Origin of the sequence: Streptomyces sp. WM6386, from assembly GCF_000972385.1 — a bacterium.
Classification (GTDB): domain Bacteria; phylum Actinomycetota; class Actinomycetes; order Streptomycetales; family Streptomycetaceae; genus Streptomyces.
This window is the reverse complement of sequence record NZ_JXTE01000004.1, coordinates 66477-89237: the sequence shown is the minus strand read 5'-3', so window position 1 is coordinate 89237 and position 22761 is coordinate 66477. Positions and strand designations below refer to the sequence as shown.

The following is a 22761-nucleotide window of genomic DNA, read 5'->3' as shown; positions in this document are numbered from 1 at the left end:
CCGGGACGGACGGACTACTTCAGGCGCGTCCCAGTTCAGCACATGTCCGTCCGATATCCGATCCCCGGGATCATGAAATCGTACTGACCGGTGGATCAGCGGGCGGAGAGACTCGAGCGCCGTACGACCAGTTCCGGCTGGAGCACCACCCGCCGGTGTTCGTGCCGGCGCGTCACGGTCTCCGCCTCCGTCTCCTCCAGCAGCAGCTCCGCGGCCAGGGCGCCCATGGTGACGGCGGGCTGGCGCACCGAGGTGAGGGGGACGGCCGCGGCGGCGGCGAACTCGATGTCGTCGTAGCCGACGATGGCGAGGTCGTCGGGGACGTTTATGCCGGCCGCGTACATCGCCTGGAGCACACCGAGGGCCAGGAGGTCGTTGGCGCAGAAGACGGCGGTGGGGCGGGCGGCGAGGCCCAGAAGACGGGCCCCGGCATCCCGCCCCGCGGCGACGTCGAGGCGTTCGGTGGGCAGTTCGCGCAGTACCTCGGGGGCGAGGCCGGCCTCGGCGAGCGCGTTGAGGGCGCCGGTGCGACGGTCACGGACCTGGTTGAAGCCGGGCGGGCCGCTGACGTACGCGATGGAGCGGTGCCCGGCGTCGATGAGATGGCGTACGGCGAGGGCGCCGCCCGCGACGTCGTCGACGGAGACGGAGCACTCCGTGGTCCCCTCGGCGACGCGGTCGACCAGGACGAAGGGAATGCCGTGGCGCCGGAAGCCGTCGATGTTGCGGCCGGTCGCGTCGGCGGGGGTGAGCAGGACGCCCCGGACCCGCTGTTCGGCGAAGAGCGAGAGGTACTCGGCCTCCTCGCCGGGGCTCTGCGCGCTGTTGCAGACCATCACGCCGAGTCCGGCGTCCCGGGCGGCCCGCTCGGCGCCGCGTGCGACGTCCACGAAGAACGGGTTGCCCATGTCGAGGACGAGCAGCCCCATGATCCGGCTACGGCCCGCGCGCAGTTGGCGCGCGGACTCGCTGCGGACGTAACCGAGCCGGTCGATCGCGGACAGGACGCGGGCCCGGGTCTCGGTGGCGACGGAGTCCGGACGGTTGATCACGTTCGACACCGTGCCCACCGAGACTCCGGCGGCACGGGCGACGTCCTTGATACCCACCGACTGGGCCATCGGGCAGGGACCTCCAGGTGAACAAGGAGCGGCGGGCAGGCCTTCACATTACCGGCACGCCGCTCCAGGACGACTTCGGTCAGGCGGGAAGCGCGAAGTCGACGACGTGCAGTGCCGAGGGCGTGGTTCCGCTGGACTTCTCCTGGTACATGACGGACAGGACGTTGTCGGCCTTGATCCGCATCTCGTCGATCACGACCTCGCCGAAGGCGTTGAGACCGCTGCCGTCGAAGAGGATCTTCCAGTCGGTGTATCCGGAGGCCGCGGAGGCTCCGGCGATCCGGCCGAACGGGAAGACCGCGTAGGCGTTGTCGTACTTGTCCAGGACGAGTCTGGTGCGCTGGCTGGAGCCCAGCACCACCGGTATCTCGGTCTTCTGCCAGGTGCCCGACGCGTTCTTGCGGACGTGGAACGCCCGGCCGTTGGCGGTCCGGTCGGACACGTAGTCGGTGGTGCACTGGCCGAAGCGCCCGGGCACGTAACTGATGATCGCGTGCGGCCGGCCGGCGGAGTCGGTGGCCTGGCTCTCCTGGTTCATCAGGGAGTGGTCCGGGTTGAGCGCGTCGATGACGAGACCGGAGTCGGTGACGGCGACCTTGTCGGAGCCGCCGGTGGTGCCGACGACGGTGCCGGCGTTGTTGCGCCAGGTGCGGCCGCGGTCGTCGGAGTAGACGTAACCGGTGTCGTGGTTGGTGATGCCGCCGCTGGAGCACATCACGGCGCCGTTCTGCTCGCGCCAGGTGAAGAAGGAGTGCAGTCGGCCGTTGACGTCGTAGTCGATGCCGTGCAGGTACATGTTGCGGGCCGTCGAGGAGCCGTGCTCGCTGGTGTAGGTGCCGGTGGAGCTGGACCACTCGCCGAGGTTCGTCCAGGTCGAACCGTCGTACTCCGCGAGGGCGTTGCGGCCGTTGCCGGATATGGCGACGCGGTAGCTGAGCTGGAGCTTGCCGTCGGGGGTGGAGACGAACTGCGGGTAGGTGAACTGCGAGGTGAGGGCGAGGCCGTCGAGGGTGGACTGCGGCGCGCCGAACCGGCTCGCGGTCCAGCTCAGTCCGGACGGGTTGTCCATGAGCCCGGCCACCGACTTGACGTAGGTGAAGCCGTCGCTGTGCGAGTCCATGTTGAGGTGGAGGCGGCCGTCGACCTTGGAGACGCCCATGGAGATGACGTTGTGGGAGTCGCTGGCCTTGAGGGTGTGACCGACCTGGACCGTCGACCAGGTGCTGCCGCCGAGGACGCGGCGTCCGACGACGGCGTTCTTGTCGGCGGTGTACCAGACGGCGTACTGGTAGCCCTTGTAGGTCAACAGGCCGTTCTTCTGGAACGAGTTGTTGTTGACCAGGCCGTCGTAGGAGACGAAGAAGACGGCCTGACTGTCGAGCGTGGTGGTGCCGGTCCGGGTGACCGAGGGGCCGGGGTCGGCGGCGCGGGCGGTGCCGGCGCCGAGGGCGGGGGTCATCACGGCACCGGCGAGGGCGGCGCCCAGCAGCGTACGTCTCTTCATCTCGGGGGACTCCATTGTCGGCGAGCGGGAAGCGCGGGTGGGATCAGGCGAGGTGGAACACTTCGGTGAGCGGTTTCATCGCCTCGTCGGGGCGGGTTCCGTCGAGGGATTCGAAGAACGGGGCCATCTCGGCCTGCCAGCGGGCGTTGACCTCGGCGGCCTCCATGCCGTCGAGAGCGGCCTGGAAGTCCTCGGTCTCCAGGTAGCCGACCAGCAGGCCGTCTTCTCTGAGGAAGAGCGAGTAGTTGTGCCAGCCGGTGGCCGAGAGTGCTTCGAGCATCTCGGGCCACACGGCGGCATGTCGTTCGCGGTACTCGGCGAGCTTGTCCTGACGGACCTTGAGCAGAAAACAGACGCGCTGCATGAAGTACCGCTCCAGACTCAGAAGTTGAACTGGTCGATGTTCTTGGCGTTGAACACGGTCGGCTTGCCGAGGTTGATCACGCCGTCCTTGCCGATGGTGTAGGTGGTGCCGCCGGCCTTGAAGGTCTCGCCTTCCTTACCGGTGATCTGACCCGAGACCAGCGCCACCGCCGTCTGCGCGGCCAGCGCGCCGAGCTTCGAGGGGTCCCACAGCTCGAACGCCTCGACGGTGCCGTTCTTGACGTACTTGCGCATGTCGTTGGGGGTGCCGAGGCCGGTCAGCTTGACCTTGCCCTTGTACTTGGAGCCCGACAGGTACTGGGCCGCCGCCTTGATGCCGACGGTGGTCGGGGAGATGATCCCCTTCAGGTTCGGGTACTCCTGGAGCAGGCCCTGGGTCTGCTGGAAGGACTGCTGGGCGTCGTCGTTGCCGTACGCGGTCTTGACGAGCTTGATGTCCTTGTACTTGGGGTCCTTCAGCTCGTCCTTCATGAAGTCGATCCAGGTGTTCTGGTTCGTCGCCGTCTGCGCGGCGGACAGGATCGCGATCTCGCCCTTGTAGTCGATCTGTTCGGCGAGCAGCTGCACCTCGGTGCGGCCGAGGTCCTCGGCGGAGGCCTGCGAGACGAAGGCGTTGCGGCAGTCGGCCTTGGTGTCGGAGTCGTAGGTGACGACCTTGATGTCGTTCTTCATGGCCTGCTTGGTCGCGGTGCACAGGGCACCCGGGTCCTGCGCGGAGATGGCCATCGCGTCGACCTGCTGCTGGGTGAGCGTGTTGACGTAGCTCACCTGCCCGGCGGTGTCGGTGGCGTTGGACGGACCGACCTCCTTGTAGCTGGAGCCCAGCTCCTTCAGGGCCGCCTCGCCGCCCTTGTCGGCGGAGGTGAAGTAGGGGTTGTTGACCTGCTTGGGCAGGAAGCCGACGGTCAGGCCCTTCTTGGTGGCCGCGTTCGGGTCCGCCTTGGCGGTGGAGGCGGCCGAGGCGCCCTCGTCCGCCACGTCCTTCTTGGTGGTACCGCCACAGGCGGTCAGGGCCAGAGCGAGGGAGGTTCCGGCGGCGAGGGCCGCACAGCTACGGCGGAGGGATGACTTGCGCATGATGGTGGTCCTTTACGAGGGTGAGCGGATTTACGAGGTCGGAGTCGAGGCGGCTCTGCGGCCCGCCCTCGCCACCGCGATCTGGCGTGCTACCCGGGGGCCGAGCACGGAGAGGACGAGAAGGATGCCGGTGACGACGATCTGCGACTGTGCGGAGACGTCCTGGAGACTCATCACGTTCTGCAGCGCCCCGAGCAGGAACACCCCGGCGATGGCGCCGCCCAGCGTGCCCTTGCCGCCGTCGAAGTCGATGCCGCCGAGCAGCACCGCCGCGATGACGGACAGTTCGAGCCCGGTCGCGTTGTCATAGCGGGCGCTCGCGTAGTGGAACGCCCAGAAGATGCCGGTGAGGGAAGCCATCAGGCCGGTCATCGTGAACAGGATCAGCTTCTGCCGCCTGACCCGGATGCCGGCGAACCGCGCGGCCTCCTCGCTCGCGCCGATCGCGAACGTGGACCGTCCGAACGGGGTGGCGTGCAGGACGACCAGGGCGATCGCGAACAGCACCAGGAAGGGCAGGAAGGCGTACGGGATGAAGGTGTCCCCGATGCGTCCGGACGCGAAGTCCAGGTACTGGGTGGGGAAGTCGGTCACCGCGTCGGAGCCGAGCACGATCTGTGCGATGCCCCGGTAGGCGGCGAGGGTGCCGATGGTGACGGCGAGGGAGGGCAGCCCGAGCCGGGTGACGAGCAGGCCGTTGACGAGGCCGCAGACCACGCCGAGCAGCAGGCAGATCGGGATGATCGTCTCGATCGTCATGCCCTGGTTCCACAGGGCGCCCATCACGGCGCCGGAGAGACCGGCGGTGGAGGCGACCGAGAGATCGATCTCGCCCGAGACGACCAGGAGGGTCATCGGCAGGGCGATCAGGGCGATCGGAAGGGTGCTGCCGATCAGGAACGACAGGTTGAAGGCGTTTCCGAAACCGTCGACCGTTCCGAAGGACAGCAGGAGCACGACGATCAGGACGGCGCCGACGATCGTGTCCCACCGGATCGCGCGGCTGAGGGACTCAGGCATGGCGGGCGTTCCTCTTCTTCAGAGCCGAGGCCACGCGCAGCGCGACGACCCGGTCGACCGCGATGGCGAGGATGAGCAGGATGCCGTTGATGGCGAGCACCCACACGGAGCTGACGCCGAGGGCGGGCAGCACGCTGTTGATGGAGGTCAGCAGCAGGGCGCCGAGGGCGGCGCCGTAGACGCTGCCGGAGCCGCCGGTGAAGACGACGCCGCCGACCACGACCGCGCTGACGACGGTGAGTTCGTAGCCGTTGCCGGTGCCGGAGTCGACGTTGCCGAACCGGGCCAGGTACATCGCGCCGGCGAGTCCGGCGAGGGCCCCGCAGAAGGTGTACGCGGCGAGGATCCGCTTGCGGACCGGGATGCCGGCGAGGCGGGCGGCCTCGGGGTTGGAGCCGAGGGCGTACAGCTCACGGCCGCTGCCGAAGTGCTTGAGGTAGTACGCGGTGGCCACCAGCACCACCAGCGCGATGAGCGCCAGGTACGGTACCGCCGAGATGCCTCCGGAGCCGAAGTCGATGAATCCGTCGGGGAGATTGGCCGCCGTGATCTGACGTGAGCCGACCCAGATGGAGTCGATGCCGCGGATGATGTAGAGCGTGCCGAGGGTGACGACGAGCGCGGGCACCTGACCGAGGCTGACGAGCAGTCCGTTGACCAGTCCGCAGCCGATGCCGAGCAGGACCGCGAGCGCGATCGCCACGACGGAGTTGCCGCCGCCCTGGAGATACGTACCGGCGGCGAAGGCGCTGATGCCGAGGGTGGAGCCGACCGACAGGTCGACGTTGCGGGTGATGACGACGAGCGACTGGCCGGTGGCGACCAGCACCAGGATGGTCGCGTTGAGCAGGAGGTCCTTGATGCCCTGCTCGGACAGGAACTCGCTGTTGCCGGCCTGGGTGATGCCGATCATCACCAGGAAGACGACCAGGATGGCGAGTTCGCGCATCTTGAAGACACGGTCGACCAGGCGGGTGCCGCTGGACTTGGGCACCTCGGCGACGGGGGTCTTGTCGGTGGTGGTCACCGTCATGCGGCGGCCCTCCCCGTGGCTGCGGCCATCACGGTTTCCTCGGTGGCTTCGGAGCGCGGGATCTCGGCGGTGAGTCGGCCCTCGTGCATCACCAGCACGCGGTCGGCCATGCCGAGGATCTCGGGCAGGTCGGAGGAGATCATCAGGACGGCCACTCCGTCGGCGGCGAGTTCGCTGAGCAGCCGGTGTACCTCGGCCTTGGTGCCGACGTCGATGCCACGGGTGGGCTCGTCGACGATCAGCACCTTGGGGCCGGTGGCCAGCCACTTGGCGAGGACGACCTTCTGCTGGTTGCCCCCGGACAGGGTGTTGACCGTGTCGGCGATGCGGGCGTATTTCACCTGGAGCTTGACCGCCCAGTCGAGGGAGCGGCTGCGCTCGGCGCCGCGGTCCATCAGGCCGGCCTTCACGGTCGTACGCAGTCCGGTGAGGCCGATGTTGCGCTCGATGGACATGTCCATCACCAGGCCCTGGGCGCGCCGGTCCTCGGGGACGAGGGCGAGCCCGGAGGCCATGGCGGTGGAGGGGGCTCCGTTCGTCAGGGCCTTGCCGTCGATGTCGACCTCCCCCGCGTCCCAGCGGTCGATGCCGAAGACGGCCCGGGCGACCTCGGTGCGGCCGGCGCCGACCAGTCCGGCGAGGCCGACGATCTCACCGCGCCGTACGTCGAAGGAGACGTCGGTGAAGACGCCCTCCCGGGTCAGCCGGCGCACGCTGAGCGCCACCTCGCCCGCCTCGACGTCCTGCTTGGGGTAGAGCTCGTCGAGGTCGCGGCCGACCATCCGGCGCACCAGGTCGTCCTCGGTCATGCCCTCGATCGGCTCGCTGGCGATCCAGGCGCCGTCGCGCAGCGTGGTCACCCGCCGGCAGATCTGGAAGATCTCCTCCAGCCGGTGGGAGATGAACAGCACCGCGGCGCCCTGTTCGCGCAGGGTGCGTACGACTCCGAAGAGCCGGGCGACCTCGCTGCCGGTCAGGGCCGCCGTCGGCTCGTCCATGATCAGGACGCGGGCGTCGAAGGAGAGCGCCTTCGCGATCTCCACGATCTGCTGGTCCGCGATGGACAGGCCGCGTGCGGGGCGGTCGGGGTCGAGTTCGACGCCGAGCCGCTGCATCAGGGCGGCTGTCGCCGCGTGGGTGGCCTTGTGGTCGATGCGGCCGAGAGCGCGCCGGGGCTGGCGGCCCATGAAGATGTTCTCGGCGATCGAGAGGTCGGGGAAGAGGGTGGGCTCCTGGTAGATCACGGCGATGCCGGCGTCGCGGGCGTCGCCGGGGCCGTGGAAGACGACGGGCGCGCCGTCGAGCAGCACCTGGCCGGCGTCCGGCCGGTGCACCCCCGCGAGGGTCTTGATGAGGGTCGACTTGCCCGCGCCGTTCTCGCCGGCGAGTGCGTGCACTTCGCCGGGGAACAGCTCCAGGGACACGTCCCGCAGGGCGCGTACGGCGCCGAAGGACTTCGAGATGTCCTTGAGCGCCAGCACCGGGGCGGGACCCGCGTCGGACGGGTGGGTCATGAGGGGCTCCTCGACGACGCCCGGGCCCTGCCTCACGGCGTCGTGAAAGGTTTCAACTTGGTTGCCGGGACGTTAGGCATGCAGTGCATGTCACGTCAATGGGTTCGTGTCGAAAAACTTTCGATGCATATAGGTCACAGCCGGGTCACGAGCAACAGGCTTGGTCGCAGGGGTTGACACCTCTGCGGGCGGCTCATAACTTCCCCTCTTGAATCGTTTCATACAGAAGCTCTCTCGGAACGTTTCTTGGAACCTTTCAAGAACCCTCCGACCCGACGTCACAGGAGCCCCGAAGTGACCGAGCTCGCCGCGGTGAAGGCCGCGCTCAAGACACAGGCAGTCGAGACGCCGTCGTGGGCGTACGGGAACTCGGGAACCCGCTTCAAGGTGTTCGCGCAACAGGGCGTTCCGCGTACCCCGCAGGAGAAGCTGGACGACGCCTCCCAGGTGCACGCTCTGACGGGCGTCGCGCCGACCGTCGCACTGCACATTCCGTGGGACAAGGTCGAGGACTACGCGGCGCTGGCGAAGCACGCACAGGACCGCGGGGTGAAGCTCGGCGCGATCAACTCCAACACCTTCCAGGACGACGACTACAAGCTCGGCAGCATCTGCCACCCCGAGGCCGCGGTGCGGCGCAAGGCGGTGGATCACCTGCTGGAGTGCGTCGACATCATGGACGCCACCGGCTCCGCCGATCTGAAGCTGTGGTTCGCCGACGGTACGAACTATCCCGGGCAGGACGACATCCGGGCCCGGCAGGACCGGCTGGCCGAGGGCCTCGCCGAGGTGTACGAGCGGCTCGGGGACGGGCAGCGGATGCTGCTGGAGTACAAGTTCTTCGAGCCGGCCTTCTACACCACCGACGTGCCGGACTGGGGGACGGCGTACGCCCACTGCCTCAAGTTGGGACCCCAGGCGCAGGTCGTGGTCGACACCGGGCATCACGCTCCCGGGACCAACATCGAGTTCATCGTCGCGACGCTGCTCAGGGAGGGGAAGCTCGGCGCGTTCGACTTCAATTCCCGGTTCTACGCGGATGACGACCTCATGGTGGGTGCGGCTGATCCGTTCCAGCTGTTCCGGATCATGTACGAGGTGATCCGTGGCGGCGGGTTCACGCCGGACGTGGCGTTCATGCTCGATCAGTGCCACAACATCGAGGCGAAGATTCCCGCGATCATCCGTTCGGTGATGAATGTGCAGGAAGCGACGGCCAAGGCGCTGCTCGTCGATGGGGAGGCGCTGGCCGCCGCGCAGGCGGCGGGGGACGTCCTCGCGGCGAACGCCGTGATCATGGACGCGTACAACACGGACGTGCGTCCGCTGCTGCGTGAGGTGCGCGAGGAGATGGGGTTGGACGCCGATCCCATCGCCGCGTACGCCCGGTCCGGGTGGGCCGAGAAGATCGTTGCTGAGCGTGTCGGTGGCGAGCAGGCCGGATGGGGTGCGTAGGCGTCTGCCGGGTTCTGTTGTCTTCGGACTGCGGGCCGTATGTGGCTGGTCGCGCAGTTCCCCGCGCCCCTGAGTTTCTCCACTTCCCCTTTCTTGAGAAGGACTGAACGTCATGGCAACCCATCCCGAAGCTGCCGCGCTGCTGGCCCGGTCCCATCGGCTCGGTGCTGATCCGCGCAACACCAACTACGCCGGTGGCAACGCGTCCGCGAAGGGCACCGACACCGATCCCGTCACCGGGGGTGATGTGGAGCTGATGTGGGTCAAGGGGTCCGGTGGGGACCTCGGGACGCTGACCGAGGGTGGGCTGGCCGTGTTGCGGCTGGACCGGATGCGGGCGCTGGTCGACGTGTATCCCGGCGTCGAGCGCGAGGACGAGATGGTCGCCGCCTTCGACTACTGCCTGCACGGCAAGGGTGGGGCGGCTCCGTCCATCGACACCGCCATGCACGGGCTCGTGGAAGCCGCGCATGTCGATCATCTGCATCCCGACTCCGGGATCGCGCTCGCCTGTGCCGCCGACGGGGAGAAGCTGACCGCCGAGTGTTTCGGGGACACCGTGGTGTGGGTGCCGTGGCGGCGGCCCGGGTTCCAGCTCGGACTGGACATCGCCGCGGTCAAGGAGGCCAATCCGCAGGCCATCGGGTGCATCCTCGGTGGGCACGGGATCACCGCCTGGGGGGACACCTCCGAGGAGTGCGAGCGGAACTCGCTGCACATCATCCGGACCGCTGAGGCGTTCCTGGAGGAGCGTGGCAAGGCCGAGCCCTTCGGGCCGGTGATCGAGGGCTACGGTGCGCTGGAGGCCTCGGCGCGGCGCGAGCGGGCCGCCGCTCTGGCGCCGTATGTGCGTGCCCTCGCTTCCCAGGACAAGCCGCAGGTCGGGCACTTCACCGACTCCGACGTGGTGCTCGACTTCCTGGCCGCTGCCGAGCACCCCCGGCTCGCCGCGCTCGGGACCTCCTGCCCGGACCACTTCCTGCGGACCAAGGTGGCGCCGCTCGTTCTCGACCTGCCGCCGGCCGCGCCGCTGGAGGAGGCCGTCGCCCGGCTGAAGGAGCTGCACGCCTCCTACCGCGAGGAGTACGCCGCCTACTACCGGCGCAACGCCCTGCCCGACTCCCCCGCGATGCGCGGAGCGGACCCGGCGATCGTGCTGATCCCGGGCGTGGGCATGTTCTCCTTCGGCAAGGACAAGCAGACCGCGCGGGTGGCCGGCGAGTTCTACGTCAACGCCATCAACGTGATGCGCGGCGCGGAGGCCGTTTCCACGTACGCGCCCATCGAGGAGTCCGAGAAGTTCCGTATCGAGTACTGGGCTCTCGAGGAGGCCAAGCTTCAGCGGATGCCCGAGCCGAAGCCGCTCGCGACGCGGGTCGCCCTGGTGACGGGTGCGGGCAGCGGAATCGGCAAGGCGATCGCGCAGCGGCTGGTCGCCGAGGGCGCCTGTGTCGTCGTCGCCGACCTCAACGCCGAGAACGCCGCCGCGGTCGCACAGGAGCTGGGCGGCGCCGACAAGGCCGTCGCCGTGACCGTGGACGTGACCTCCGAGGAGCAGATCGCCGAGGCCTTCAAGGCCGCCGCGCTCGCCTTCGGCGGGGTGGATCTCGTCGTCAACAACGCCGGGATCTCCATCTCCAAGCCGCTCCTGGAGACGTCGGCCAAGGACTGGGACCTCCAGCACGACATCATGGCCCGGGGTTCGTTCCTCGTCTCGCGCGAGGCCGCCCGGGTGATGATCGCGCAGGAGCTGGGCGGCGACATCGTCTACATCGCCTCCAAGAACGCCGTCTTCGCCGGCCCCAACAACATCGCCTACTCCGCAACCAAGGCCGACCAGGCCCACCAGGTGCGACTCCTCGCCGCCGAGCTGGGCGAGCACGGCATCCGGGTCAACGGGATCAACCCGGACGGCGTGGTGCGCGGTTCCGGGATCTTCGCCGCCGGCTGGGGCGCCCAGCGCGCCGCCGTGTACGGAGTGGAGGAGGAGAAGCTGGGCGAGTTCTACGCGCAGCGGACCATCCTCAAGCGCGAGGTGCTGCCCGAGCATGTCGCCAACGCCGTCTTCGCCCTCACCGGCGGGGAGCTGACCCACACCACCGGTCTGCACATCCCGGTCGACGCCGGCGTCGCGGCCGCCTTCCTGCGGTGACGGGCGTGAAGTCGTACGCCGCGGTCGACCTCGGCGCGTCCAGCGGACGTGTCATGGTCGGCCGCGTCGGGCCGGACAGCCTGGAGCTGGCCGAGGCGCACCGCTTCTTCAACCGGCCCGTGCGGACTCCCGAAGGGCTGCGCTGGGACGTTCTCTCGCTGTACGGCGGTGTCCTGGACGGACTGCGGGCGGCGGGGCGGGTCGACTCCGTCGGCATCGACAGCTGGGCCGTGGACTACGGGCTCCTCGACACGGACGGGGCGCTGCTCGGCAACCCCGTGCACTACCGGGACTCCCGGACCGACGGCATCGCCGAGAAGGTCTGGGCGACCGTGCCGGCCGAGGAGTTGTACGCGGCGACCGGGTTGCAGTACGCGCCCTTCAACACGCTGTACCAGCTCACGGCGGCCCGGTCGTCGGCTCAACTGTCGCAAGCCGAGCGGCTGTTGCTCATCCCGGACCTCCTCACGTACTGGCTGACCGGCGAGCAGGGCACCGAGCTCACCAACGCCTCGACGACCCAGCTGATCGATCCCCGGACGCGCGAGTGGTCCTACGACATCGCCGCACGGCTCGGCATCGACCTGAACCTCTTCGCGCCGCTGCGGCAGCCCGGCGATCCGGCCGGTGTGCTGCGGCCCGAGGTGCTGGAGGAGACCGGGCTCGCCGGACCCGTGCCGGTGACGGCCGTCGGTTCGCACGACACCGCGTCCGCGGTGGCCGCCATACCGGCCGGGGGCGAGCGGTTCGCCTACATCTGCACCGGAACCTGGTCGCTGGCGGGTCTCGAACTGGATGCGCCCGTGCTGACCGAGGAGAGCCGGGCCGCCAACTTCACCAACGAGCTGGGGCTGGACGGCACGGTTCGGTATCTGCGGAACATCATGGGGCTGTGGCTGCTCCAGGAGTGCGTACGGGCCTGGGGCGAGCCGGAGTTGGGGGCGCTGCTTCTCGACGCGGCCAAGGTGCCGGCGCTGCGGTCGGTCGTGGACGCGGGGGACGCGGCGTTCCTCGCGCCGGGGCGGATGCCGGAGCGGATCGCCGAGGCATGCCGTGTCTCGGGGCAGCCGGTGCCCGCCTCCCCCGCCGAGATCACGCGCTGCATTCTCGACTCGCTTGCCCTCGCCCACCGCAGGGCGATCGTCGACGCACAGCGGCTCGCCGGGCACCCGGTCGACGTCGTGCACGTCGTGGGCGGCGGTACCCGCAACGCGCTGCTGTGCCAGCTGACCGCCGACGCCTGCGGGCTGCCGGTGGTGGCGGGCCCGACGGAGGCGGCGGCCCTCGGAAACGTCCTGGTCCAGGCCCGGGCCCATGGGCTCGTCGGCGATCTGGCGGACGCCCGCAGGCTGCTCACCCGTACCCAGCCGCTGACACGGTACGAACCCCAGGGGGACACGGCACCGTGGCGCGAGGCGGAGGCTCGGCTCACCGATCGGTGAGCGGGGTCTCCCCCACTCCTCGCAGCCGCATTACTCTGCACTCATCCGATGATCGATCACAAGGAGCCGCGATGCGTGTCGCCCTGTTCCTGACCTGTGTCAACGACACGCTCTATCCGGACACCGGGCGCGCCGTGGTGAAACTGCTGACCAGACTGGGCGTCGAGGTCGACTTCCCGATGGCCCAGACCTGCTGCGGCCAGGCGCACTACAACACCGGCTACCGCCATGAGGCGGAGCCGATGGCCCGGCATTTCTCCGATGTCTTCGGGGAGTACGAGGCAATCGTCACGCCGTCCGGATCGTGCGGGGCGATGGTGCGGGAGCTGTATCCGCGGATGGGTGAGCGGGCCCGGGCCGAGGGGCGCGGGGACGGCCTCGCGACCACACTGGCGCCCGTGATCCCGAAGACGTACGAGCTCACGGAGTTCCTGGTCGACGTCCTCGGGGTCACGGATGTCGGCGCCTACTACCCGCACAAGGTGACCTACCACCCGACCTGCCACGGACTGCGCAGCCTGGGGCTGGGCGACCGGCCCCGGCGGCTGCTCCAGGCCGTGAAGGGGCTGGAGCTGGTGGAGCTGCCGGGTGCGGAGGAGTGCTGCGGGTTCGGTGGCACCTTCGCGCTGAAGAACGCCGATGTCTCGGCGGCGATGGGCGCGGACAAGGTGCGCAACGCCGAGTCGACCGGCGCCGACGTGCTGTGCGCAGCCGACAACTCCTGTCTGATGCACATCGGCGGCACGATGACCCGGCTCAGCACGGACATGCGGCCGGTGCACATCGCGGAGATCCTGGCGGGCACGGAGGAGGAGTCGACGGTATGAGCGGGACGTTCGTAGGGATGCCGGCCTTTCCGAAGGCCGCGCACGAGGCGGTCGGCAACCAGACGCTGCGCGGCAATCTGCGGCACGCCACGCACACGATCCGCGGCAAGCGCGAGAAGGCCGTCGCCGAGGTCTCGGACTGGGCGGAGCTGCGCGAGGCGGGCAAGCGGATCAAGGACCACACGCTCCGTCATCTCGACCGCTATCTCGTGCAGTTGGAGGAGTCGGTGACGGCGGCGGGCGGCATCGTCCACTGGGCCGCCGACGCCGACGAGGCCAACCGGATCGTGACCCAACTGGTCAAGGAGACCGGGGAGTCGGAGGTCGTCAAGGTCAAGTCGATGGCCACGCAGGAGATCGGGCTCAACGAGGCGCTGGAGGAGGAGGGAATCCGCGCCTACGAGACCGATCTCGCCGAGCTCATCGTGCAGTTGGGCAAGGACCGGCCCTCGCACATTCTTGTTCCGGCGATCCATCGCAACCGGGGCGAGATCCGCGACATCTTCGAGCGCGAGATGGGCGAGTGGGGGCGTCCGGCCCCCGACGGGCTCACCGACACGCCCGCCGAACTCGCCGAAGCCGCCCGCCTCCACCTCCGCGAGAAGTTCCTGCGTGCCAAGGTCGGTGTCTCCGGGGCCAACTTCATGATCGCCGAGACCGGCACGCTGGTGGTCGTGGAGTCCGAGGGCAACGGACGGATGTGTCTGACCCTGCCCGAGACGCTGATCTCGGTCGTCGGCATCGAGAAGATCCTGCCGACCTGGCAGGACCTGGAGGTCTTCCTGCAGACACTCCCCCGCTCGTCGACGGCCGAGCGCATGAACCCGTACACCTCGATGTGGACCGGCACTTCGGACGAGGACGGTCCGCGCGCCTTCCACCTGGTCCTGATCGACAACGGCCGCACCGACACCCTCGCCGACGAGGTCGGCCGCCAGGCTCTGCGCTGCATCCGCTGCTCGGCGTGCCTGAACGTCTGCCCGGTCTACGAGCGGGCCGGCGGCCACGCCTACGGCTCGGTCTACCCGGGCCCGATCGGCGCCATCCTCAGCCCTCAACTGAGGGGCACGCAAAGCGAGGTCGACGCCTCGCTGCCGTACGCGTCCTCGCTGTGCGGGGCCTGCTACGAGGTGTGCCCGGTCGCCATCGACATCCCCGAGGTGCTGGTGCATCTGCGGGAACGGATCGTGGAGGGCGGCCCGGTGGTCCGCGAGGGCAACAAGGTCGTGCTCAAGCCGGCCAAGGGGCATGCCGCCGAGCGGGCGGCCATGCGGGCGGCCCGCTGGGCCTTCGCCCACCCCGGCGCCCTGCGCACCGGGCAGCGCCTCGCCTCCCGCACCCGCCGTCTCCACCCGCGCAAGCTGCCGGGTCCCGGCAAGGCGTGGAGCGGCACCCGGGACCTGCCGCCGCTGCCGGCCGAGCCGTTCCGGGACTGGTGGCAGCGGACGAACGGTGGAAAGGGCGGTGCGAAGTGAGCAGCAGGGAACGGATCCTGGGCCGGGTGCGGCGCGCGCTGGCGGATGTCCAGCAGGACGACACTCCGTACGACCAGGCGGTCGCGCGGGACTATCTGCGCGAGCACGGCGACCGGAGTGTCACGCAGACCGTGGATCTGCTGGCCGAGAACCTCGCGGACTACCGGGCGATCGTGCACCGGACAACGCCGGAAGAGCTGCCGTACGTGATCATGAGGCTGCTCGCCGAACGTGGCCCACAGTACGTTCTCGTGCCCCCGGGGCTCCCTCCGGAGTGGATGTCGGCCGCCGACCCCACTCGCGTCCACGACCGTGCGGTGAGCACGCCGCATGAGCTGGACAAGGTCGAAAGCGTGGTCACCGGCTGCGCACTGGCCATCGCGGAGACCGGCACGATCGTGCTGGACGGTTCCCCCGACCAAGGCCGCCGCCGCATCACCCTCGTCCCCGACCACCACATCTGTGTCGTACGGGTCCCGGAGCAGGTCGTCTCCTCCGTGCCCCAGGCTCTCGAACGCCTCGACCCGACCCGCCCGTTGACATGGATCTCCGGTCCTTCGGCGACCAGTGACATCGAGCTGGACCGGGTCGAGGGGGTGCACGGTCCGCGCACCCTGGAGGTGGTGCTGGTGGGCGATCGGTCGAGCGTGGAGCTCAACTCGTAGCGGGTCGAGGGGCGAAGGTCGTCGCCGTCGTGGCGGACCGCCACCGACCGCGCCGAGGTGACACGTCCGCTGTCCCACACGTCCCCCTGGCCCCGGTCGGGCGGTCGGGCGGTCGGTCGGTCGGTCGGGCGGGCGGTCGGGCGGTCGGTCGGGCGGTCGGGCGGTCGGGCGAGGAGGCGACCAGGATGCGGCACGCCGTCCGGCGGCGGCCGCGGGTCGCGGAGGCGGCTCCCGCACCGCCGATACCGCCCGCCCTGGCCACCGGTACGGCACCCGGCGCCGTGGTGAGAACCGTTCTGCGGCGTACTGTCCTGCCGTTCGTGCTGTCGACTCCGTCGGTCATGGCCCACTCACCGCCAGCCGGTGGGACCTAACGGGAAGGCGGTGCGCGACGCGCGCCGTCAGCGTGAGTGCATGATCCGGTTCGAGCAGGTCAGCAAGCGGTATCCGGACGGCACGACGGCCGTGGACGGCCTGAGTTTCGAGGTGTCCGAGGGTGAACTCGTCACGCTCGTGGGCCCGTCCGGCTGCGGCAAGACGACCACCATGATGATGGTCAACCGGCTGATCGAGCCGACCTCGAGACGGATCCTCGTGAACGGCGACGGCATCGCCGCCGTCGACCCGGTACGGCTGCGGCGCCGGATCGGGTACGTCATCCAGCAGGTCGGGCTCTTCCCGCACCGCACGATCCTCGACAACACGGCCACCGTGCCGGCGCTGGTCGGCTGGAAGCGGGCCAAGGCGCGGGCGCGCGCCGCCGAACTGCTCGACCTGGTGGGTCTGGACCCGAAGCTGTACGGGCCGCGCCATCCCGACCAGTTGTCCGGCGGACAGCGGCAGCGCGTCGGCGTGGCACGGGCGCTGGCCGCCGATCCGCCGGTGCTGCTGATGGACGAACCGTTCGGCGCGGTCGACCCGGTGCGTGAGCAGTTGCAGGACGAGTTCCTGCGGATGCAGGCCGCGGTGCGCAAGACGATGGTGCTGGTCACGCACGACATCGAGGAGGCGGTACGCCTCGGCGACCGGATCGCCGTGTACGGGCAGGGCCGGATCGAGCAGTTCGACACGCCCGGGACGCTTCTCGGGGCGTCGGCGACGCCGTACGTGGCCGGGTTCGTGGGCGCCGACCGTGGGCTGAAGCGGCTCTCGGTCACCGACATCGAGGCCGACGACCTGGAACAGCCGCCGCCGGCCCGCCCGGACGAGCCGGCGGGGACGGCGGCCGCCCGGTTGGGTGCGGAGGGGGCGCGCTGGGCCGTCGTCCTGGACGACCAGGGCGAACTGCACGGCTGGGTCGGCGTCGACGACCTCGGGGCGGGCGGCACGGTGGGCGACCGCGCGCACCGGATGAACGCCTGGGTGCCGGTGCGCGCGCCGCTGAAGCAGGCGTTCGGCGTGATGCCGCAACACGACGCCGGGTGGGTCGCGGTATTGGACGGGGCACGTTTCCTGGGTGTGCTGACTCCGGCGAAGCTGCATGAGGCGCTGCGGAGGTCGGTGGACGCGGACGCCCGCGGGGGCCGAGGGATCAGGTGCGGTTCGAGTCAGTGGCCGATGCGTGAGCGCTCCGCCGGGTGCGCCGTGACGGGGTGCGTGGGGTGTGTCGGCCGTTTGTCGACTGCGGGTGCGTTGTGGCTGGTCGCGCAGTTCCCCGCCCCCCTGAAGGGCCCTGCGGGCCTCTTCTGTCAGTGGGGCGCCCTACGCTCTCGGCATGAGAGCTTCGGGAACCTTCAAAGTCGCGGACTTCACGCCCGCCCCCGTACCGGCCCCGGCGATCGGGACGGCCGTGCCCGTCGGTGTCGCCACCATGGAGAAGGAGTACGAGGGGGAGGTCGCCGGGCGCTCGGCGACCCTGTTCACCGCCGCGTACGACCAGGCCTCCGGGGTCGGCACGTATGTGGCGATGGAGTCCTTCGAGGGCTCGCTGCAGGGGCAGGCGGGCGCGTTCAACTTCGCACACTCCGCGACGACCCTGGGCACAGGCAGGCAGAACGAGTTCTTCGTCGTGGTCCCGGGCAGCGGCACGGGCGCACTGACCGGGATCACCGGGTCCGGCGGCATGGCGGTCGACGAGGACGGCACACACCGGGTGTGGTTCGACTACGAGCTGGACGCGTAGCTCACGAGCCCTTGCCCGGCCGGCGGGTCGAGTCGCGGCCCAGGATGCCGAAGGCCCAGCGCTCGTTGAAGCCCGCCACGAAGCCGATGGCGCACCAGAAGCCCCAGAAGTCGGTGCCCTTGACGGCGGAGCCGGGGCTGCCCGGGGCCGGGCAGATCTCGGCCGCTGTGGCGGGCGTCTGGAAGACCGGCACGATGCCACCGCTGAACAGGAAGTAGACGGCCAGCGCGAGGACCCAGCCGACGAAGACCCGGTAGAGGCCCTCGTGGCGCATGCTGCGGGCCATCTGACCGGGTACGACCACGCCCTCGCGCCCGTTGGTCTGCCGACGCGCGAGCTGGTCGGCGCTGCCCCGCAGCCGTACGAGGACGCTGAGCACCGCGCCGAACGCGCCGACGCCTCCGCACACGAAGGCGCCCAGCAGGCTCCAGCGGTTGGTGCAGTTGAGTGTCACGCCCATCGCCCCGAGCAGACCCACGCCCCACAGCAGCGGTGCCGCGAGCAGCAGCAGGCTGAGGGCGGAGCCCAGACCGAGTCCGATATTGAGGCCCCGGCTGACAGCCGTCGCGCTGTCCTGCGCCAGCCGGCCCCGCAGATCGGCGATCTCCTGGTCGAGGTACTCCGCCAGATGTTCGTTCGGCTTCTGGTCGCCGAGCCGCGGGTCCGTCAGCGCGTTGCCGAGCACCCGCACCACGGTCACCCGCGCCGACACCCTCGTCCGGTGCTCGAAGGCGCGCTGCGAGGCCCCGTAGAGCAGTTGCAGCTGGAGCTGCTGCTCGGGGTACAGATCGCCGAACTGAAGATAGGCACTGTCGAAGCCGGCCGGCACCACGTCGATGAGTCCCTCGGGCCGCAGTTCGGTGTCCGCCCCGTCGACCGTTTCACGCATTCCCCGCCACCACGAGTGGCGGTCTCCCCCGTTGTTGTCCCCCATGAACCGGGTGTACCCGCGCGGCCGGGCCCCGGGAAGCCTCCCCACCGCACCAGTACGGTCACCGTCGTCACGGAGGCGTCACGTCAGCAGCCCCTTGTCTGCCAGATACGTCCGTGCCACGTCCTTCGCCAACCGCCGCCAGCTGTCCACCTGTTGGTTCATGGAGGCCAGGTCGGCCGTCGTCAGGACGTCGTTCAGCGTGCCGAGCGCCTTGGTGACCCCCTCGCTGCCGGCGCGGGAGCGGAGGTGTTTGTCGTCGGTGAGGAGGACCAGGCCGAAGTCCGTGAGGGTGGCGTCGGTCGTGGTGGTCAGCACCATCTGGTCCTGGCCGCTCTGCACGGCCCGCTTGGCCTGGGTGGTGCCGACGCCCTTGGGGTCGACGCCGGTGATGTCGATGCCGTAGGTCTTCTTCAACCCCGGTTCGCAGTACGGCCGTTGGACGCACTCGTCACCGGCGGCGAGCCGCACCTCCAGACCCGAGGCGCCGAGTTCGCTCAGGGTCTTCAGGTCGTGCTGCCGGGCGTAGGAGGCACTCACGGCGAAGGCGTTCCGGTCGACGGCCCTGCTCGCATCCAGGACCGTGAGTCCGTGCGGTGCGGCCAGTCGGAGCAGGGCCGTCATCGTGGCGTCGAGGTCGGGTGAGCCGGCCGGGGCCGCGTCGGCGCCGTTCGTCTTGGCGTTGAGCCAGTCGGCGAAGGTGGCCGCGTACTCGGGCACGACGTCGATCTGGCCGGATTCCAGGGCCGGTTCGTACAGTTCGCGGTTGGCGACGGTGAGCAGCGATGTGTTGTAGCCGGCCTGGTTCAGCAGCAGGGCGTACATCTGGGCGAGCAGGTCGCTCTCGGTGAACCCGGCGGATCCGATGGTCAGTTGGTGGCTGTCGCCGGGAGCGGCGGTGACCGCGCCCTGGTTCTCCAGGGCGGGGCCCGTGGAGCAGCCGGTCAGCAGGAGGACGAGGGCCGTCCCCGCGCATCGCCTCATCGCGTCCCCCTCGCCCAGCGGGGCGCCAGCCGTTCGGCGACCTCGAAGACGCCCTCCACGACGCACAGCACGGAGGCGGTGAGGACCTGTGCCTTGAAGTAGGTGTTCACGCCCGCGTAGATGAGGTTGCCGAGCCCGCCGAAGCCCACGATCGCGCCCACCGTCACCAGCGACACCGCGGAGACCATGGCGATGCGCAGGCCGGCCATCGCGGCGGGCAGGGCGAGCGGCAGTTCGACGGTGAGGAGGAGGCGGATCGGGCCGTAGCCCATGCCGCGGGCGGCCTGTCGGGTCTCCTCGGGGACGGCCCGCAGCCCGGCGAGGATGTCCCGTACGAGCAGGGTGAGCGGGTAGAGGACGAGGCCGGCCACGACCAGGCCGGCCGAGAGTCCGTACACGGGCAGGAGCAGGGAGAACATCGCCAGGGACGGGATCGTGTAGAGGATCGTCGTGACGGCGAGGGCGGGACCGGACGCCCAGCCCCGGCGGCGCGCCAGCACGGCGAGCGGCAGGGCGATGACGAGGCCGATGAGCACCGAGACCGCGGTGAGCTCCAGATGCTGGACGACCGCGTCGAGGACGATCTGTCGGCGGGTGCTCAGATACTCGCCGCAGATCCTCCCCCAGTTCTCGGCTTCGCTCGAACCGGGGGGACCCCCTTGTTGCGCGCGAGGCAGTCGTCCGGGGGCGCGGTCACGACTCCATTGCACCGGCGGGCCAGGGCGTCGGCTCGCTGGGGTGACCCGTACGGGGTGTCGCTGGGTACACCCCCCGATACGGGTTCTGGGCCCAATGTGGTCCCCGCGACATCTCCGTAATTTCTCTGTCAGGGCACACGGAGTGCCGGACCGAGAGGTGAAGACGATGTTTCGCACAGGCTCGCGACGTACGCACGACACGGGACCCGCCGCCGAGGCGCTGCGGCTGGTCAAGGTCACCAGGACCTACGGCAGCGACGACAGCGCCGTCACCGCTCTGGACGGCATCACGCTCAGCCTGGGCCGGGGCACCTTCACCGCGGTGATGGGTCCGTCGGGTTCCGGCAAGTCGACACTGTTGCAGTGCGCGGCGGGGCTGGACCGGCCCGACAGCGGCATCGTCGTCGTGGACGGCACCGAGCTGACGGGCGGCGGCGAGGCAGAGCTGACGAAGTTCCGGCGGGGCCGGATCGGGTTCGTCTTCCAGCAGTACAACCTGCTGGAGACGCTGACCGTCGCGCAGAACACGGTGCTGCCGCTCAAGCTGGCCGGGCAGCGCGTCGACCGGAAGCGGGCCCGGGAGATCCTGACGCAGGTCGGTCTCGGCGACCGGCTCGGGCACCGTCCCGACCAGTTGTCCGGCGGTCAGCGGCAGCGGGTCGCGATCGCCCGGGCGCTGGTCGCCGAGCCCCGGGTGATCTTCGCGGACGAGCCGACGGGTGCCCTGGACACGCGCAGCGCCCGGGATGTGCTGCGGCTGCTCCAGGAGGCGGTGCGGGTGCACGGGCGGACCGTGGTGATGGTGACGCACGACCCGGTCGCCGCCTCGTACGCCGACTCGGTGCTGTTCCTCGCCGACGGCCGGCTGGCCGGCGGGCTGACCGCGCCGACCGCGGACGCGGTGGCCGAGCGCCTCGCGCACCTGGGCGACGACGTGACGGCGGGGGTGTGAGCCATGTTCGTACTGGCCATGCGGTCGATCCGGCGACGCCCCGGACGGTTCCTCGCGACGCTGCTGTCCGCCTTCCTCGGCGCGGCGATCATCATGACGTTCAACTCGATGCACGACACGGCGGCGCGGAGCGGCGTCGACTCGGTGAGCGCGGAGACACTGACGACCGCGGCGAGCGTGGTCGGGGGGTACGGCTCTCTGCTGGTGTTCTTCGCGGTGGCCTCCACACTCACGGTCAACGTGCGCCAGCGGGCGGCCGAGTTGGAGCTGCTGCGCTGCTCGGGAGCGACGCCGGCGCAGACCAAGCGGATGGTGGTCGGTGAGGCGGTGGCCGTCGCCCTGGTGGGCGCCGCGCTGGCGATCGGCCCGGCGATGCTCGGCGGCCGGGCGCTGCTGGACGTGTTCCAGGACAACGGTCAGGTGGCGGCCTCGGTCGACCACGCCTTCGGTCCGATCGCGTTGATGTCGGGAGTCACCATCACGCTGCTCGCCGCCGCGGGCGCCGCGTTCCTCGCGGTACGGCGGGGGACAGGCGGACAGCGCCGACAGCACGGTCGGGCGCGGAAGTTCTTCACCTACGCCGCTCTCGTGGCCGGCGCCCTGTCGGCCGCCTCCACCTTCGCCTTCTCCGGCACGGACGAGGCGCTGATGGCACCGCCGGCGTACGGGGCGATCCTGCTGTCGGTGGGGCTCGCGATGCCGGCACCGCGGCTCCTCGAAGGCGTCCTGGACCGGCTGCACCTGTCGGGTGCGGCGGGCTGGCTGGCCGTGCGCAATCTGCGGGAGCGGGCCGGGCACCTCGCCGGGATCCTGATGTCGCTGATCCTGTTCACGGCGATGGCCACGGCCACGCTCACCATGCAGTCGGTGGAGAGCGACGCCATCGACGCCTCGGGGCTCGTGAAGACAGTGGACGCGAAGAACCTGGAGACGCTGAACTTCACGGTCGTCGGGATCATCGTGGTCTTCGTCTGCGTGATGCTGGTCAACTCGCTGTACGCGGCGACCACTTACCGCGGCCGGGAATTCGGCCAGCAGCGGCTGGCGGGGGCGACGCCGAACCAGGTGCTCGGTGTGGTCGGGGCCGAGACGCTGGTCCTGACGGTCGCCGGAGTCTTCTTCGGCACGGTCGCCGCGCTGGCGGGGATCGTCCCCTTCACCGTGGTGCGCACCGACTCGGTGCTGCCGGGTCAGGCCTTCGGCATCTGGCTCGCGGTGGTGTCGGTCGCCGTGGTGGTGACGCTGGGGACGAGTCTGGCGACGGCCCGCAAGGTACTGCGCACACCGGCGACGGAAGCGGTGGGACTGGCCGCGTGAGAGGGACGTACGCGACCAGGGGCGGCTGCTTCGGCAGCCGTCCCTCATTTGTGGTGACACGAGCGCTGAACAAGCGCTTAGATAGGTG

Annotated in this window: 18 protein-coding genes and 2 pseudogenes; 10 read left to right on the top strand and 10 right to left on the bottom strand. The window is 69.9% G+C overall.

Going from position 1 to position 22761, the window contains the following annotated elements:
• Positions 1–95: 95 nt before the first annotated feature.
• The 7 genes from TN53_RS03735 to TN53_RS03705 all read right to left on the bottom strand — a co-directional run bounded on the left by TN53_RS03735 (position 96) and on the right by TN53_RS03705 (position 7653).
• Positions 96–1121, bottom strand: a complete 1026-nt coding sequence (locus TN53_RS03735) for a LacI family DNA-binding transcriptional regulator (RefSeq protein WP_046256861.1) — start codon at positions 1119–1121, stop codon at positions 96–98.
• 79 nt (positions 1122–1200) lie between these two features.
• Positions 1201–2625, bottom strand: coding sequence for a BNR repeat-containing protein (locus TN53_RS03730; protein ID WP_046256860.1), 1425 nt, complete (start codon positions 2623–2625; stop codon positions 1201–1203).
• Between the two features lie 43 nt (positions 2626–2668).
• Positions 2669–2989, bottom strand: a complete 321-nt coding sequence (locus TN53_RS03725; RefSeq protein WP_046256859.1) for an L-rhamnose mutarotase — start codon at positions 2987–2989, stop codon at positions 2669–2671.
• A 17-nt stretch (positions 2990–3006) separates the two neighbouring features.
• Positions 3007–4086, bottom strand: a complete 1080-nt coding sequence (gene rhaS, locus TN53_RS03720; protein WP_046256858.1) for a rhamnose ABC transporter substrate-binding protein — start codon at positions 4084–4086, stop codon at positions 3007–3009.
• A 30-nt stretch (positions 4087–4116) separates the two neighbouring features.
• Positions 4117–5106, bottom strand: a complete 990-nt coding sequence (locus TN53_RS03715) for an ABC transporter permease (RefSeq protein ID WP_046256857.1) — start codon at positions 5104–5106, stop codon at positions 4117–4119.
• Positions 5099–6139: an ABC transporter permease gene (locus TN53_RS03710; RefSeq protein ID WP_046256856.1), complete on the bottom strand. Its 1041-nt coding sequence runs from the start codon at positions 6137–6139 to the stop codon at positions 5099–5101. The genes TN53_RS03715 and TN53_RS03710 overlap by 8 nt, the downstream gene beginning before the upstream one ends.
• Positions 6136–7653 (bottom strand): sugar ABC transporter ATP-binding protein, encoded by a 1518-nt coding sequence (locus TN53_RS03705; RefSeq protein ID WP_046256855.1) that lies wholly within the window; start codon positions 7651–7653, stop codon positions 6136–6138. Before TN53_RS03705 ends, TN53_RS03710 begins: the two co-directional genes overlap by 4 nt.
• Before the next feature lie 294 nt (positions 7654–7947).
• Between TN53_RS03705 and rhaI the strand changes: the two genes are divergently transcribed.
• From rhaI to TN53_RS03665, 8 genes and pseudogenes are all read left to right on the top strand, one after another.
• On the top strand, positions 7948–9108 hold the full coding sequence (rhaI, locus tag TN53_RS03700) for an L-rhamnose isomerase (protein ID WP_046256854.1): 1161 nt from the start codon (positions 7948–7950) through the stop codon (positions 9106–9108).
• A gap of 112 nt (positions 9109–9220) precedes the next feature.
• Entirely contained in the window at positions 9221–11260 is a 2040-nt protein-coding gene (locus tag TN53_RS03695) for a bifunctional rhamnulose-1-phosphate aldolase/short-chain dehydrogenase (RefSeq protein ID WP_046256853.1), read from the top strand.
• A 5-nt stretch (positions 11261–11265) separates the two neighbouring features.
• A complete protein-coding gene (locus TN53_RS03690; protein WP_046256852.1) occupies positions 11266–12702 on the top strand; it encodes a rhamnulokinase in 1437 nt (478 codons plus the stop codon).
• A 71-nt stretch (positions 12703–12773) separates the two neighbouring features.
• Complete coding sequence (locus TN53_RS03685) at positions 12774–13529, top strand: (Fe-S)-binding protein (RefSeq protein WP_046256851.1); 756 nt, start codon at positions 12774–12776, stop codon at positions 13527–13529.
• On the top strand, positions 13526–15004 hold the full coding sequence (locus TN53_RS03680; RefSeq protein WP_046256850.1) for a LutB/LldF family L-lactate oxidation iron-sulfur protein: 1479 nt from the start codon (positions 13526–13528) through the stop codon (positions 15002–15004). Before TN53_RS03685 ends, TN53_RS03680 begins: the two co-directional genes overlap by 4 nt.
• Positions 15001–15669, top strand: a complete 669-nt coding sequence (locus TN53_RS03675) for a LutC/YkgG family protein (RefSeq protein WP_046256849.1) — start codon at positions 15001–15003, stop codon at positions 15667–15669. Before TN53_RS03680 ends, TN53_RS03675 begins: the two co-directional genes overlap by 4 nt.
• A gap of 414 nt (positions 15670–16083) precedes the next feature.
• Positions 16084–17234 (top strand): annotated as a pseudogene (locus TN53_RS44650) (ATP-binding cassette domain-containing protein).
• 149 nt (positions 17235–17383) lie between these two features.
• The gene (locus TN53_RS03665; RefSeq protein ID WP_046256848.1) at positions 17384–17791 is read left to right on the top strand and encodes a DUF3224 domain-containing protein; all 408 of its coding nucleotides are present in this window, start codon (positions 17384–17386) and stop codon (positions 17789–17791) included.
• 1 nt (position 17792) lies between these two features.
• On the opposite strand, the gene TN53_RS03660 is transcribed toward TN53_RS03665, so the two are convergent.
• The 3 genes and pseudogenes from TN53_RS03660 to TN53_RS03650 all read right to left on the bottom strand — a co-directional run bounded on the left by TN53_RS03660 (position 17793) and on the right by TN53_RS03650 (position 20403).
• The gene (locus TN53_RS03660; protein WP_234441505.1) at positions 17793–18680 is read right to left on the bottom strand and encodes a hypothetical protein; all 888 of its coding nucleotides are present in this window, start codon (positions 18678–18680) and stop codon (positions 17793–17795) included.
• A gap of 123 nt (positions 18681–18803) precedes the next feature.
• A complete protein-coding gene (locus tag TN53_RS03655) occupies positions 18804–19706 on the bottom strand; it encodes an ABC transporter substrate-binding protein (protein ID WP_046256846.1) in 903 nt (300 codons plus the stop codon).
• A pseudogene (locus tag TN53_RS03650) lies at positions 19703–20403 on the bottom strand (ABC transporter permease). The gene TN53_RS03655 and the pseudogene TN53_RS03650 overlap by 4 nt, the downstream one beginning before the upstream one ends.
• A 167-nt stretch (positions 20404–20570) precedes the next feature.
• On the opposite strand from TN53_RS03650, the gene TN53_RS03645 reads away from it, so the two are divergent.
• Together TN53_RS03645 and TN53_RS03640 are read left to right on the top strand one after the other, a co-directional pair.
• A complete protein-coding gene (locus tag TN53_RS03645) occupies positions 20571–21356 on the top strand; it encodes an ABC transporter ATP-binding protein (RefSeq protein WP_046256981.1) in 786 nt (261 codons plus the stop codon).
• A gap of 3 nt (positions 21357–21359) precedes the next feature.
• Positions 21360–22673, top strand: coding sequence for an FtsX-like permease family protein (locus TN53_RS03640; RefSeq protein ID WP_046256845.1), 1314 nt, complete (start codon positions 21360–21362; stop codon positions 22671–22673).
• The last annotated feature ends 88 nt before the right edge of the window (positions 22674–22761 follow it).